Genomic DNA, 14,563 nt, shown 5'->3' with positions numbered 1-14,563 from the left:
ATAGAGAGTGAGTATTTTTTGAACCACTTCTAAGTTCATTCAAACACAGCCAATACACAATTTAGTCGCGGTATAGTGGTTTTCATTTGTTTCTGTACAGCTAAATACCATGCGAGAAAGAATACTGTTTGAAGGTCCGTCACCAAAACAAAACCTACCGGATTATGAGTTTTACGCGGAAGGTGGAAGCCCCAAATTTACTGATTTCATTTGCGATTTTATCGACCAACAGAAAGAGCAGCTCGAAGAGATCAATCTCGCGTTGTATTTATGCAATAACAAATTGATGCTGGAAAGTATGATTGGATCAGCGTTGAAGGCTGGAATTACATTGAATATCTTCTCTATTCCTTTAGAGGGCTACGATAAAACTCCGGCGCAATCTCCCACTTTCGCACCTAAGCTAAGCAAAAACAAAGCACTACAAAGTAAACAGAAAAAACCGTTCTCCAAAAAAGACATCGCCCAGTATTTATATGGCAGATTTGCCAAGTCTGAGAATCCAAAAATCAACTTGTACATCTGTGATCATATGTATGTCCGATCGAAGTATGTTAAGCCCTTCTCTCGAGGAAGAATGCCCTACTCTCTCCATATCAAACACCTATTTATTAAGTTCAAATCGGGGTCTAGTCACTCCATGGTCACGTCTTCAAATATGGCAGTCAGGGACTTAATTAAGCACGAGTTATTGGTTCATACGGAAAACTCAGAACACGATCATCAAAGGTGTCAGGTGTTTTTTGACCACTTAAAAATCAATAGCGCAAATATCAAACATTACAAGGAAAAACGAGGGTATAGCTATCAAGAGAAGACACAAGAGAGATTGTCTTCCCCCTCATGGGATCAAGGCATCTACTTTACCGCTCACTTTTTAAATGAATCCAATACCATTGTTCAGGATAAAATTTATACCCTGATTCGCAATGCGAGAAAAAGGATCATTCTGTGTGCACAGCACATTAATGATCAGAACTTAATACCTAACCATCCCGATGTCGAACTGCGCGTCATTTCTCAAACCTATACGGATGAGCACAAAATTAAAAAATCAGGTAAACACTACGTTTGCATCAACCAGCAGTTAGTGGAAACGCGGATGCCTTCTAATACCACTAACTTTCTCCAGATGGTCAACTTCCTCAAACAAAGACCAAACACGGCGTATTACTTCAACACCTCTTTGCACGCTAAATTTATCATCGTCGATGACACAATCATTATCTCCACGGGTAACCTGACAGAGACTCAATTTATTTACCGTTATGTTGCATCAATGAATCTCGTCAACATGCCTGATACCACCTACGAAGGGACACATTCCGAGGTGAATGCCTACTATTTGAGTCGCAACAATCCAAAACTTGCCGATGAGCTTGTCACTTATTTTGAAGTATTAACTCAATGCCCTCTCACCCATCGCGCTTTCTGAGTCTGGCTTCTACTATACCCAAGTGACTTCAAGATGCAGGATTCAGAGCGTTGTCATTGATTCGAGAGTAAGGAAAACAACGCAGTGTAATAGCCAGCTCTTTCCAAGTTGTTTGACGCAGCAATCGGGTCAATGACACGCTCCCAAAGGGCGAGCTGCCTTGGCTTGTATACTTTGTTGCCGATTCTTGATTTAGAATGACTAGATCTTTAAATCGCCGCCGCGTCTACAAACCAAGTCATTCTCGCTGAACCTAGCATCTCGAGGTTACTTGGGTATAAGTGCAGCCATACATTCAACTTATTGAAATAACGTGAGAAAAAATCACTGGCCTTATGTACAGTAAGTTGGTACAATACGCCCATTATTTAGACGACATATATCAGAGCATGACACAACGAATCGTTTCTTTTTTTGCTGGGGCTGGTGGCTTAGACCTAGGGTTCGAACAAGCCGGGTTCAATGTAACTTGGGCTAACGAATACGATAAAGATATTTGGGCGACATACGAGAAGAACCATCCTCACACTACGTTGGACAGACGTAGTATCACAAACATTGATGCGGATGAAGTGCCTGAATGTGATGGTATTATTGGTGGTCCACCATGCCAAAGCTGGAGTGAAGCGGGTGCACAACGTGGTATCGAAGACAAGCGTGGTCAGCTGTTCTTCGATTTTATCCGTATCCTAGAAGCGAAAAAGCCCAAGTTCTTCTTGGCTGAAAACGTAAGTGGTATGCAGCACACACGCCATGCAAACGCGCTCAACAACATCAAGCAGATGTTTAAAGATGCTGGTTATGATTTGTATTACCAGATGATGAACGCGGTTGACTACGGCGCTGCGCAAGACAGAAAGCGCGTTATCTTTATTGGCTTCAGAAGTGACTTAAACATCAAGTACACCTTCCCAGAACCAATGGAAAAAACAGAACGTCGCACCTTGAAGCACGTGATTGCAGACCTTGATGGAACGGCAGTGCCTGCATTAGACAAGCAGAAGCCAAACCCAGATGTAAAAGTGCTAAACCACGAGTACATGATTGGCGGTTTCTCTACGATGTTTATGTCTCGAAACCGAGTGAGAACTTGGGATGAGCCTTCTTTTACCATTCAGGCTGGCGGTCGCCACGCACCGATTCACCCAGGCGCGCCAAAAATGGAAAAAGTAGAGACAGACAAGTTTAAGTTTGTGGAAGGTCACGAAGACAAATATCGCCGTCTGAGTGTGCGTGAGTGCGCACGAATTCAGGGCTTCCCGAATGACTTTGAGTTCGTTTACAACAATGTTGCAGCGGGCTACAAGATGATTGGTAATGCTGTTGCTGTCCCTTTTGCAAAAGCATTGGCTTTAAGCATTCAAGAGCACCTAGCTCAAGCAAAAGATCTTAAAGCCGCTTAACGAAAAAAAGTATCCCTAAATGCCTTTAGGGATACTCATTTCTTCTCTTTCTATTACTTCAATTGGAAGAAGCTCCCCACTTAAGGGAACCTTCCATCACCTTTCAATTAAAGACTCAAAATCACGCCAGCGATTGATGCGCTCATCAGGTTGGCCATTACGCCTGCTGCGATTGCGCGGAAGCCGTATTTCGAGATGAATGAACGCTTCTCTGGTACGAGTGAGCCTAGACCGCCAATCAGCATTGCCATGGTTGAGATGTTTGCGAAACCACACAGTGCGAAGGTTACGATAGCTTGTGAGTGTGCGCTTAGCTGAGACTTCACTTCCATCAGTTGGATGAAGGCTACGAACTCGTTTACCACAATCTTGTTACCGATCAGTGAGCCAGCCACAATAGCTTCATTCCAAGGAATACCTAGCAACCATGCGATTGGTGCGAATAGGTAGCCAAGTACTAGCTCGAAGCTCAGTTCCATACCGAATAGACCGCCGAACCAGCCTAGAATGCCGTTTAGCATCGCGATAACGCTCACGAACGCCAATAAGGTTGCACCTACCGCCACTGCGATGCGTAAACCAGACATTGCGCCGTCTGCCATTGCTTCAACCACATTGGTTGCACGTGGCATTTCTACTTGGTCTAGGCCGATATCTGGTGTTGTGGTGTCTGTCTCTGGCATCATGATTTTTGCCATCAGAAGACCTGCAGGCGCTGACATGAATGCTGCCGCGATTAGGAAGTTAAGATCCACACCCAGTGATGCGTAACCTACTAGCGTGCCACCAGCAACCGATGCCAAACCACCAGTCATTACTGCGAAAAACTGAGAATCACTCATGTGCTTCAGGTATGGCTTTACTACAAGCGGCGCTTCAATCATACCAACGAAGATGTTCGCTGTTGCAGATAACGATTCTGCACGACCTGTACCTAGCAAACGCTGAAGACCACCACCGATTAGGTTGATCACTTTTGGCATTATACCGATGTGGTACAAACCAGAAATCAGTGCCGAGAAGAAGATGATGATACCAAGTACGTTAATCGCGAAGGTAAAGCCGTTGGTCGCAAGACCGCCGAATAGGAACGCGATGCCCTCTTGACCGTAGTTGATTAGGTTAGAAACCGCGCCAGTTACTGCGTTAAGCGCTTCTTTACCCGCTGGTACGTAAAGTACCAATAACGCGAAGATTACTTGCAGAGCAAAAGCCAAAGACACCGTTCGTAGACGAATGTTCTTACGGTTAGTCGAAAGCAGCCATGCTACGAATAGGATGGCTACGATACCAAGAATTGAGTTCATAAAATGAATCCGACAAAAGGGGGAACAGGAAAGGCGTCGGATTGTATAGAGCGTAAAAAAAGCTGCAAGTTGGGGATGTTAACAGGCTGAGAATCTCGCCTGCTCACTCTTTAACCAGAAAAATAACTCTTTGAATTAAATAAAGATAAACGTTTGCCTAAAGTTATTATTTCCAAATGGAAAAGATGTTTCTGGATTTGGAAAAATTTTGTGATTCAAATCACCTTATGTATTCCTTATTTCGGAATCGAAATATACGGCGCTAATCGCTGATCCCAATGGCAAGGCGATCCGATCTTTTGTTTGATGAACTCGATCACTGCTGAGATCTTTTTCGGCATATGTTGACGGCTTGGGTACACCGCATAAAACGGCATGGATTGGCTGGCTCTCCAATCAGGTAGAAGCTGTATTAGTTTGCCTGAGCGGAATTCATCCCCCAGCAAATAAGTGGCTAAGTAAGCAATCCCCCACCCTGCGATTGCGGCATCACGCACCGCTTCTGCTAAATCGACCGAGTAGTTGCCAGAGACTTTCACGTTGAGCTCTTGCTCGCGATTGGTGAACGCCCAACTGGTGTAGTCACGCTCCCAACTGCGGTAAATAAGGCAGTTGTGCTGCGACAAGTCATTCGGTTCGGTTGGCGTATCGAACTTGAGTAAGTAATCTGGCGAAGCAGCAACCACAAATTGGCAATCTGCTAAGCGCTGAGCAATGTAACCTTCTGGCAAATGTTCATTATTGGTAATCCACAGATCCAAGCCTTCTTCGAGCATATCGACTTTGTAATCGAACAAATGCACTTCGACTTGCAGTTGCGGGTATTTCTCACGAAGTTCTTGAATGGCAGGGATGATGTGCAACGTGCCAAAAGACTGCGACAAACCGAGACGAACCAAACCGGCGACTTCATCGCGTTGGCTTTCCATCTCTAACGTGGCACTGCTAACGGCTTGCACCACTTGTTCACAATGGTGATAGAAGGTTTGCCCCGCTTCGGTTGGCGTGAAGCTGCGCGTGGTGCGTTGCACGAGCTTGATACCCAGTGACGCTTCCAACTGGCTGAGCTGTTTACTGACGTGAGAAACAGACACGCCTAAGCTCTTTGCCGCAGCGGTAAAGTTTTTATGTTTGATCAACGCCGAGAAGATCACCATTTGTGCAGCACGTTCAGATAACACGCAAACCTCGTTTCAAATAGAGAAAACAAAGGGCTCCGAAGAGCCCCTTTTTATTCGTTTATACATTCAATCTAGAATGTGATGCGGTCAGCTAAATGACTTACCGCCAGTGCGAAGTAGTAAGAGCGGTTCCACTTCATCAACACATTGTAGTTGTTGTACACCAGGTAAGTACGACCGTTCTCATCGTCTGGCATGATCAACCATGCTTTGATGTCTTCGTCCAACTTAGGAAGTGGGCTGCCATCGTATTTGGTGATGCCAAGCTTGCTCCACTCTTGCAGATACTTACCTTTTTCCGCTTCGCGACCTTGCAGGTTGCGGTCAATGCCGTGTGGCACTTTAACCTGACGACCCCAAGTGAACTTATCATCCCAGCCAGATTTGCTTAGGTAGTTCGCAGTAGAAGCAAACACATCAGCTTCTGATTGCCAGATATCCTTCTTGCCGTCGCCGTTACCATCCGCGGCAAAGCGTAGGAATGAGCTTGGCATAAACTGACATTGACCCATCGCACCAGCCCAAGAACCTTTGAAGTTCTCTAGCTCGATATGACCTTCATCTAGGATTTGTAGTGCCGCCATGGTTTCTTTACGGAAGAACTCTTCACGGCGCCCCTCAAACGCCATGGTCGACAACGCGTCGATCACGCGGAAGTTACCAGTGAACTTACCGAAGTTACTTTCCACGCCCCAAAGTGCAACGATAAAGCGCGGCTGCACGCCAAACTCATCACCAATGCGTTTTAGCTCAGCGTAGTGTTCTTTGTACAGTTGCTTCGCTTGTTTTACCTTCCACTCAGGTACCGCGCGCGGAATGTATTCATCTAACGTCAGTTTCTTCTCAGGTTGGTTACGGTCGGCTTTGACTGCTCGTGGTTTGTATTCCACATCAGCAAAAGCGGCACTGATCACCTGTTCGGAAATGCCTTTATCACGCGCTTCTGCGCGCAATTTATTTAGGTATTCATCAAAGCCATCGCTGCTTGCAAAGGCTGAAGTGCACATACCAACGCTGAGCATTACTGCCAGTATCTTTTTCATATCGCCCTCCTTGAGCGAGGCAGAATTCCCAGATGAAAAGCGGTGACGTTATTCGCCTTTCTGCTGGGCTTTTTGTTCTTTGTATTTTTCTAGTAGGTTTTCCGGCGGAGGCGGAACCTGTAGGAAGAAACCATCATTGATTAGTGACGTTTTCACTTTCTCGACATCAACTTGTGCCAAAGTACGACCATCAAGTTTGATTGTCATCACCGGCATAGGCTTACCGAACATCTGCATTAACGTGTCAGGAACCTGTGAGAAATCATCCTTTTTCGGAATATAGAGATAAGTGCCTTCTTTTCTGGAGCTTTTATAAATAGAACAAAGCATGACGAGCCTTTTGTGCTGATTTACCCGCTTTGAGTGCGGATTTTGTTGAAAACGTAAAATTCTCGCAAACTTGATAGCAAATTTGAGATTAATTCACTTATTTGCCCGCTTGAGAACTTGCTGCGCTAAAGGATGAAATATAACATGACAGACCTAGTTTAAGGCAACGCTCTTTCAATAAAGGCAAGAAGTCCACGATGACCCATTCACCTGACCTTAAAGGTAGCAGTTTTACATTGTCAGTTTTACACCTTTCTGACAACGAGATCGCTAAGACTGTCGAATTTTTGCAAGAAAAGGTTTCTCAAGCACCCTCTTTCTTCGCATCCGCACCTCTGGTTATCAATATAGCAAAAGTAGAAGGCGACATTGATTTCACCACACTTAAACAAGGCATCGCCGATGCAGGGTTTATTCCGGTTGGTGTGACTGGCTGTAAAGATAAGCGCGTTCAAAACCTTGCCTCAGAAGCGGGCTTCGCCATCATGTCTGCGAGCAAATCTCCAACTCAAGCACCAGCGAAAATGGCGCCGACCAAAATCGTTCGTACGCCTGTGCGTTCTGGTCAGCAGATTTACGCCAAAGACGGTGACTTGGTTGTACTAGCACACGTAAGCGCTGGTGCAGAAGTGATTGCTGATGGCTCTATCCACATTCATGGCACTCTACGCGGACGCGCCATTGCTGGGGCGAGTGGTCAACAAGAAGCACGAATTATTTGTCACGATTTACAAGCTGAACTGGTTTCCATTGCTGGAGATTACTGGTTGAGCGATCAAATTGAGAGTGAGTATTGGCAAAAGAAAGTAATGATCAGTAAAGCCGAAGAATCATTACATCTAGAAACACTCACGATTTAGTCTAAAAAGGAAATAAAATGGCACGCATTATTGTAGTAACGTCTGGTAAAGGTGGCGTTGGTAAAACCACTTCAAGCGCAGCCATCGCCTCTGGTCTGGCTCTTAAGGGCAAAAAGACTGCGGTGATCGATTTTGATATCGGCTTGCGTAACCTCGATCTTATCATGGGCTGTGAGCGCCGCGTGGTGTATGACTTTGTTAACGTCATCAACGGTGAAGCAACGCTTAACCAAGCGATGATCAAAGACAAGCGCACAGATAACCTATTCATTCTTCCAGCTTCTCAAACACGTGATAAAGACGCGCTGACCAAAGATGGCGTGCAACGTGTGTTCACTGAGTTGGATGAAATGGGCTTCGACTTCATCATCTGTGACTCTCCAGCAGGTATCGAGCAAGGTGCTCTGATGGCGCTGTACTACGCAGATGAAGCGATTGTAACGACCAACCCAGAAGTGTCTTCGGTACGTGATTCTGACCGTATCCTAGGTATTTTGGATTCTAAGTCGCTACGTGCTGAGCAAGGTCTTGAGCCTGTTAAGCAGCACCTATTGCTGACGCGTTACAACCCATCTCGCGTAACACAAGGTGAGATGCTGAGCGTTGAAGACGTAGAAGAGATCCTACACATTTCTCTACTGGGCGTGATTCCAGAAAGCCAAGCCGTTCTAAACGCATCAAACAAAGGTGTGCCAGTGATCTTTGACGAGAACACAGACGCAGGCATGGCTTACTCTGATACGGTAGACCGCCTACTGGGCAACCAGGTTGAATTTCGTTTCCTTACCGAGGAGAAGAAAGGAATCTTTAAACGACTATTCGGAGGCTAGAAATGTCACTATTAGAATTTTTCCGCCCGCAAAAGAAAACTTCAGCGAATCTAGCCAAAGAGCGTTTGCAGATCATCGTTGCTGAGCGTCGTAGCCAGAACGATCCTGCGCCTTCTTACTTGCCTCAATTGAAAGAGGACATCTTGAAGGTGATCAGCAAATACGTTGCGATTGATCCAAACATGGTGGATTTGACGTTTGAGCACAAGGACGATGATATTTCGGTTCTTGAGCTAAACGTGAAGTTGCCAGAAGACGAGAAGTAATTACTTTTCGACTTTGCTTGAGAGTCTTCCTCTTCGTCATTCTGGACAGCGAGGTACGAGCGCGATTCAGAATCTATTACCAGAGTACTCGGCTTGGTGAAAGAAGGTTTTGGCTTTAAAGCGGGCTGTCAGTAGATTCCTAGTCTCACTTAAGCTTTTGGCTTTCACCCAGCTTCGCTGGAATGACTCAAGACCCCTTCGTCATTCTGAACAGCGAGGCGCGAGCGTGATTCAGAATCTACGACTAGCGTGCTCGGGTTGTTGAAAATAGGTTTTGGCTTCAAAGCCAATTACAAATGCGTGTTACAAAAAAGGTTGGCGATAGTGCCAACCTTTTTTATTTGGTACTTACTTCAGCACCTTATTCATCTTCTCGCCGAGCAATTCAAGACGCCAGCCTTGCATGACATCCGGTAGACGCGCTGGGTCGCGGTCTTTCTTCCATACCCAACTGATGATTTGGTTGATCTGCTTTTTAGACGCCAAGAACTCGGTCGCCAAGCCTGATTTTTGCGATGCTACCTTCACCACATCTTTCATGTTCTTGAAGATTTGCTTGTAGCCTGGATAATCCATCAAACGCTCGATTTTAGCTGGGTAATCATCGGCAGGTGTTTGCTTTGCACTTTTCACGATAGCCGCAATTCGTGCGCCGTGGCGGTTAATCGCACGAATGTCGATGCCTTCCGCTTCCATCTTCTTAAAGCCAGTCAAACCAAGGCGAGCCACTGTCAGCAAATCACCTTCTTTGAAGATAAAGTTCAGTGCTAGGTCACGCTTAATCGCTTCGCGGTAGCGCCAAGTCGCCAAAGGCTTAAGAATCGCAAGTTCAGCCGGTCTTAGTTGCCATGCACCTTTGATATCTAGGTAGACGGTTTCTTCATTTAAGTTACGAATACGCTTTGATACAAGCAGGTCACTCTCTTGCTGAACCGCTTCCCACCAGCCTGCTTCGTTCACTTTATCTAATAGCTTCTCGTAAAGAGGCATTAGGTAGTGTACGTCGGCCGCGGCGTAATCAAGCTGCTTTTGAGTCAGTGGACGCGCCATCCAATCAGTGCGAGATTCGCTCTTGTCTAGCTCGACACCTAGGTATTCTTCTACCAGCGTAGCAAAGCCCGTCGACAGACCGTGACCCAAAAATGCTGCCATCAACTGAGTATCCACCATTGGGAATGGTGTGCAGCCAAAGGCATTTTGGAAGACTTCTAAATCTTCACCACACGCGTGCAGTACTTTTAGCACTGAGGTGTCTTTTAGCAACTCGACGAACGACGTCATGTCAGTCAGTTCGGTCGGGTCGATAAGGGAAAGTTGTTTGCCATCGAAAAGCTGAATCAAACCTAGTTGCGGATAGTAAGTCCTGATTCGCACGAATTCGGTATCCAGCATAACTACGTCGGCTTCTCTTGCTAGAGCGCAGACTTCTTCTAGGTCTTTGTTTTTCGTAATGATCTGATAGTTCACATGCTTCTCGCTATAAAAAAATGCCAGCAAAACGCTGGCATTCTAACACTATTTGGCAATAAATGATTGTTGCACAAAGAAATCCGCTTATGCGCTCTTCTTCGCTAGTTCTGCGTCGTTCTCTTCACGCAGTACGCGACGAAGGATCTTACCTACGTTGGTCTTCGGTAGATCTTCACGGAACTCAACCAACTTCGGCACTTTGTAGCCCGTTAGGTGTTGGCGACAGTGTGTAATCACTTCGTCTTTGGTTAGGCTTGGATCGCGTTTTACAACGTAGATCTTCACCAACTCGCCAGACACTTCGTGAGGCTGACCGATTGCCGCGACTTCTAGTACTTTACCGTGCAGAGCAACCACGTCTTCGATTTCGTTCGGGTAAACGTTAAAGCCAGACACAAGAATCATGTCTTTCTTACGGTCAACGATGTGTAGGAAGCCTTCATCATCAAACTTAACGATGTCACCCGTCGATAACCAACCGTCTTCGTTGATCACTTCTTTAGTCGCTTCTGGGCGCTGCCAGTAACCTTGCATCACTTGAGGACCGCGCACTTGAAGCTCACCTGTCTCAGTATTTGCTAGTGGGTTACCTTCTTCATCAACAATACGTACTTCAGTTGATGGCACAGGCAGACCGATAGAACCGTTGTATTCCACTAGGTCGTGCGGGTAAGCCGCCACCAATGGAGAACATTCTGTTAGACCGTAACCTTCTAGTAGGTAACAGCCTGTGGTCTTTTGCCATTTTTCAGCGACGGCACGTTGCACTGCCATACCACCACCTACTGCTAGGCGAAGGTTGCTGAAATCTAGCTCATGGAAATCTTCATTGTTCACTAACGCGTTAAACAGGGTGTTAACGCCAGTAATCGCAGTGAACTGGTATTTTTGCAGCTCTTTCACAAAGCCTGGGATATCACGTGGGTTAGTGATAAGCAGGTTGTTACCGCCCATCTCAACGAACAGTAGACAGTTCACCGTTAGTGCGAATACGTGGTAAAGCGGCAGCGCCGTAACAACAAGCTCGCGACCCGGAGACAATACAGGACCATAAGCACCTTTCGCCTGCATTACGTTAGCGATCATGTTGCGGTGCGTCAGGATTGCGCCTTTCGCTACGCCCGTTGTACCACCAGTGTACTGTAGGAATGCGATATCATCGCCAGACATAAATGGTTTCACGTACTGAAGACGACGACCTTTGTGCAGCGCTTTACGCATTGAGATTGCACCCGGTAGATCGTACTTAGGCACCATGCCCTTCACGTACTTAACCACGAAGTCGACAAGCGTACCTTTCGCACGTGGCAACATTTGACCAAGGCTGGTCAGAACCACGTGTTTCACTGGCGTGTTTTCTACGATTTGCTCTAGTGTGTTCGCGAAATTAGAAACGATAACGATCGCTGTTGCGCCAGCATCGTTTAGCTGGTGCTCAAGCTCACGAGGAGTGTAAAGTGGGTTCACGTTCACAGCGATACAGCCTGCACGCAAAATACCAAATAGCGCGACAGGGTATTGAAGCAGGTTTGGCATCATAAGAGCAACGCGGTCGCCCTTCTTCAGCTTAAGTTCGTTTTGTAGGTATGCGGCGAATGCGCGGCTACGCTCTTCCAATTTGCGGAAGGTCATGACCGAGCCCATGTTCATGAATGCCGGCTGGTCTGCGTATTTTTGAACAGACTGCTCGAACATTTCTACCAAAGACTCATATTGCTCTGGATTAATGGTTTCAGGTACGTCACTTGGATAACGTGAAAGCCATGGTTTATCCACGATGTTACTCCTCGTTTATAACTGGCTAAAAAATAGCGTCCTTTTTATTTTGAGCACTATTACAGCACAGCAAACGTGCTTGAGCACGTAACTCTCAAACACTTGTTTAAATTTTGTTAACTACACCAAGAATTCGCTTTGCGACCTCGAGTATTTGCTCTAAATGGCAATGATGCCCACCCGCGACAGAAACCACGTTCGGTGGATTTTCGCCCCAATCGACTTGGTTAGACTGTAAATGTTGAAATCCTTTGTCACCCAATATGATCAGGTGTGGACAGCGTATTTGGCTGGTGATCGAGTTCGCGTGGTCCTGTGCCATGCGATAAAGAGAATCGCACTTTAATTTGGCATCGTGTCGCCAAAACCATTGGTTCTCGCGACATTCAGTCCCGCGCTCTACGATTGGCATCAACTGCTCGGCGGTCAGGTGATTCGCTTGCATGCGTAGCTTTAACGCCAGATCGAAAGAAGCGATCGCTCGCTCCGGTTTGTTGCGTTGACGTTGCCGGCTAAGGACACCATCACGCAGTCGTTTTACGCTATTGGAAGGTTGTTCTGCGAGTGGACCCGCTCCTTCAATTTGCACTAACGCTTCGACCTGTTCAGGAAAGGCAGCACTATAGCAACTTGCGATTAAAGCGCCTAGTGAATGACCTACTAACACCAGTCTGTTTGGCGATAATTCATCCAATAATTGGTGTAAATCAGCAATGTAGTCGTGGAAGGGGTAGTAATTGTCTGAGGATTTATGACTGGATAAGCCATGACCAAATAGGTCAATTGCTAGTAAATGAAGATCAGGGTTGCAGTGATGGATAGCTTGCATCAAGGTTTTGAAGCTGCCTGCGTTATCCATCCACCCATGAAGAAAAACGACTGAACAAGCAGTCGTTTTTTCATTTCCGATCTCTAAGGCTGCCATGCTCCCATTTGGGAGTTCGAAACGGCGCTCATTCATCACAGATTATTTAACCTTCTTGATCACCTTACCGTCTTGCGGGAAATCCGAACGCATCATACGGCAGTTTATGGAGTAACAAGGGTAGTAATAGGTTGGCGTGTCGTACATACGTACTCGCTCTTCAATCTTCCATAAACGGTAGCCATCGCCTTTGATGACAGGGAAGATGTATTGGTGCTCGCCAATTTTGCCTTCTTCTTCGCCCGCACCTTTACCCACCACGGTAATGATTCGACCTTTACTGAAAGCAACTGGCTCTAAGTAACCATCAAAATAAACCGCGAAGCGACCCGTTGGTTCTTGATCGATGTCCGGCTTGCCTGATTTGCTGATTGGCAGATTTACGATCTCCAGACGCGTTTGGTCTTTCAAGTTATCCACTTTCGCGATAACACCACCAAGACGGACATCGTTAGCAGCCTGTCCTTGGTCTTCAGCAAAGGCTTTGTAATCCGTCAAAACCTGCTCGGTGCTTGCATTCAGCTCTTCAGGAAGAGAACTACAGGCAGAAAGCCCGAATGCTGCGATAATAACCAGAAAAATACGTCCAGAAAGTTTCATAAACCCCCACTATAAATTCGTTGTTTTACACATAGATATCGACACCAAGTAATTGAGCAAGTTCCTCTTTCTTCGCTCGATTCATGACGTCCATATACTGTTCCATTGCTTTGCGAGCGTGACCCTCGGGCAAATCATATTGCACTTGAGCGCGATGAATCTGAGACTCATCCACTTGCTTAATGGAATGCGCGACAGCGTTCGCCACCTTAGAGGGTTGACCAACGGGCTGCTTATCTTGAGCTTTCTTTACCTGCCCTTTTTTACCGACTTTATTGGTGCGTTTTGCACCCGGTATTAACGCAGGAGGTAAACCATTGATAGACGCCATAACGCTCCATAAAAATACAGGGCGAACGCCCTGTACTTTGTCAAATCATTGAAAGACCGATTATTCGCGCCCCGGAAGTTTCTTCCACGTCACATTATCACGCAGATAAACCGGGCTCGATTCTTCTACTGGAACTGTGTTGCCTTTCTTAAGCTCCTGCTCAGCAAGAATCACAATGTCTTGTGAATCAGGGTAAAGCACATCACCGCTCGTTAAGTTGAGTGGCAGTTTGCCAAGATCTTCTTGGTAAGCATCCCAACCAGTACCTGCTTTAGTCCACGTTTTGTCGTCTGCTTGCGCTTCTTCTGCAAGTCGTGCTGGTGGAATAACGCATTCTGCATCCACACCTGCCCATTCACCGTTTTCTTGGCGAGTGTAACGTGCCCAGTAAACTTCACTCATACGCGCATCAATCGCAACCGCAACATCCGTTGCACCGTGCAGGCGGTAGCTTGCTTGTGCCATCGCAGCCAACGTTGAAACGCCAATCATTGGTAAGTCAGCACCAAACGCCAAACCTTGCGCGATACCAATACCGATACGAACACCAGTAAAGCTGCCCGGACCACGACCAAACGCCAATGCGTCTAAATCTTGTAGAGTTAGACCGGCTTCTTTCAGTACTTCGTCTACCATAGGCAGCACTTTCTTAGTGTGATCACGAGGAGCCACTTCACTGCGTGAAATCACTCGGTCATTAACCAGTAGCGCAACTGAACAGTTCTCAGTTGCCGTATCGATAGCAAGAATTTTTGCGCTCATGTAACTCTCTACAATTCTTCTTTAATTTATTGATGCCACAGCGC

At 46.3% G+C, this 14,563-nt stretch carries 15 protein-coding genes; 5 read left to right on the top strand and 10 right to left on the bottom strand.

Features of this window, described 5'->3' with window-relative positions; all coding sequences use genetic code 11:
* Window positions 1-109: 109 nt before the first annotated feature.
* Both OH459_RS11010 and OH459_RS11005 read left to right on the top strand, forming a co-directional pair.
* The gene (locus OH459_RS11010) at window positions 110-1,435 is read left to right on the top strand and encodes a hypothetical protein (protein ID WP_269986753.1); all 1,326 of its coding nucleotides are present in this window, start codon (window positions 110-112) and stop codon (window positions 1,433-1,435) included.
* Window positions 1,436-1,824: 389 nt separating this feature from the next.
* Window positions 1,825-2,838, top strand: coding sequence for a DNA cytosine methyltransferase (locus tag OH459_RS11005; protein ID WP_005446460.1), 1,014 nt, complete (start codon window positions 1,825-1,827; stop codon window positions 2,836-2,838).
* Window positions 2,839-2,945: 107 nt separating this feature from the next.
* Here the strand turns inward: OH459_RS11005 and OH459_RS11000 are convergent, their stop codons facing one another.
* The 4 genes from OH459_RS11000 to OH459_RS10985 all read right to left on the bottom strand — a co-directional run bounded on the left by OH459_RS11000 (window position 2,946) and on the right by OH459_RS10985 (window position 6,699).
* Window positions 2,946-4,145 (bottom strand): NupC/NupG family nucleoside CNT transporter, encoded by a 1,200-nt coding sequence (locus OH459_RS11000; protein ID WP_269986750.1) that lies wholly within the window; start codon window positions 4,143-4,145, stop codon window positions 2,946-2,948.
* Window positions 4,146-4,381: 236 nt separating this feature from the next.
* Entirely contained in the window at window positions 4,382-5,326 is a 945-nt protein-coding gene (locus tag OH459_RS10995) for a LysR family transcriptional regulator (RefSeq protein ID WP_005446456.1), read from the bottom strand.
* Window positions 5,327-5,397: 71 nt separating this feature from the next.
* A complete protein-coding gene (locus tag OH459_RS10990) occupies window positions 5,398-6,369 on the bottom strand; it encodes a lytic murein transglycosylase (protein ID WP_269986749.1) in 972 nt (323 codons plus the stop codon).
* A 48-nt stretch (window positions 6,370-6,417) separates the two neighbouring features.
* Window positions 6,418-6,699 (bottom strand): YcgL domain-containing protein, encoded by a 282-nt coding sequence (locus tag OH459_RS10985; RefSeq protein ID WP_005430875.1) that lies wholly within the window; start codon window positions 6,697-6,699, stop codon window positions 6,418-6,420.
* A 197-nt stretch (window positions 6,700-6,896) separates the two neighbouring features.
* Between OH459_RS10985 and minC the strand changes: the two genes are divergently transcribed.
* From minC to minE, 3 genes are read left to right on the top strand one after another with little or no spacing between them, the layout of a single operon-like run.
* A complete protein-coding gene (gene minC / locus OH459_RS10980) occupies window positions 6,897-7,559 on the top strand; it encodes a septum site-determining protein MinC (protein ID WP_005446451.1) in 663 nt (220 codons plus the stop codon).
* Window positions 7,560-7,576: 17 nt separating this feature from the next.
* Window positions 7,577-8,389, top strand: a complete 813-nt coding sequence (minD, locus tag OH459_RS10975) for a septum site-determining protein MinD (protein ID WP_005446449.1) — start codon at window positions 7,577-7,579, stop codon at window positions 8,387-8,389.
* Between the two features lie 2 nt (window positions 8,390-8,391).
* Window positions 8,392-8,655: a cell division topological specificity factor MinE gene (gene minE / locus OH459_RS10970; protein ID WP_005437690.1), complete on the top strand. Its 264-nt coding sequence runs from the start codon at window positions 8,392-8,394 to the stop codon at window positions 8,653-8,655.
* A 348-nt stretch (window positions 8,656-9,003) separates the two neighbouring features.
* Here the strand turns inward: minE and rnd are convergent, their stop codons facing one another.
* The 6 genes from rnd to tsaB form a co-directional block, all read right to left on the bottom strand.
* Window positions 9,004-10,122 (bottom strand): ribonuclease D, encoded by a 1,119-nt coding sequence (gene rnd / locus OH459_RS10965; protein ID WP_005446447.1) that lies wholly within the window; start codon window positions 10,120-10,122, stop codon window positions 9,004-9,006.
* Window positions 10,123-10,209: 87 nt separating this feature from the next.
* Window positions 10,210-11,901, bottom strand: a complete 1,692-nt coding sequence (gene fadD / locus OH459_RS10960; RefSeq protein ID WP_171371666.1) for a long-chain-fatty-acid--CoA ligase FadD — start codon at window positions 11,899-11,901, stop codon at window positions 10,210-10,212.
* 106 nt (window positions 11,902-12,007) lie between these two features.
* A complete protein-coding gene (locus tag OH459_RS10955) occupies window positions 12,008-12,862 on the bottom strand; it encodes an alpha/beta fold hydrolase (RefSeq protein WP_114321161.1) in 855 nt (284 codons plus the stop codon).
* 6 nt (window positions 12,863-12,868) lie between these two features.
* Window positions 12,869-13,426 carry a Slp family lipoprotein gene (locus tag OH459_RS10950; RefSeq protein WP_009698574.1) on the bottom strand — a complete coding sequence of 186 codons (558 nt, stop codon included), beginning with the start codon at window positions 13,424-13,426 and terminating at the stop codon, window positions 12,869-12,871.
* A 25-nt stretch (window positions 13,427-13,451) separates the two neighbouring features.
* Entirely contained in the window at window positions 13,452-13,757 is a 306-nt protein-coding gene (locus OH459_RS10945) for a hypothetical protein (protein ID WP_049536064.1), read from the bottom strand.
* Window positions 13,758-13,817: 60 nt separating this feature from the next.
* Window positions 13,818-14,519, bottom strand: coding sequence for a tRNA (adenosine(37)-N6)-threonylcarbamoyltransferase complex dimerization subunit type 1 TsaB (gene tsaB, locus OH459_RS10940; protein ID WP_005446440.1), 702 nt, complete (start codon window positions 14,517-14,519; stop codon window positions 13,818-13,820).
* Window positions 14,520-14,563 lie beyond the last annotated feature (44 nt).

Source organism: Vibrio sp. MM46 (assembly GCF_027587135.1).
Taxonomy (GTDB): Bacteria; Pseudomonadota; Gammaproteobacteria; order Enterobacterales; family Vibrionaceae; genus Vibrio; species Vibrio harveyi.
The sequence above is the reverse complement of the archived record's forward strand: the minus strand, read 5'-3'. Positions and strand labels throughout refer to the sequence as shown.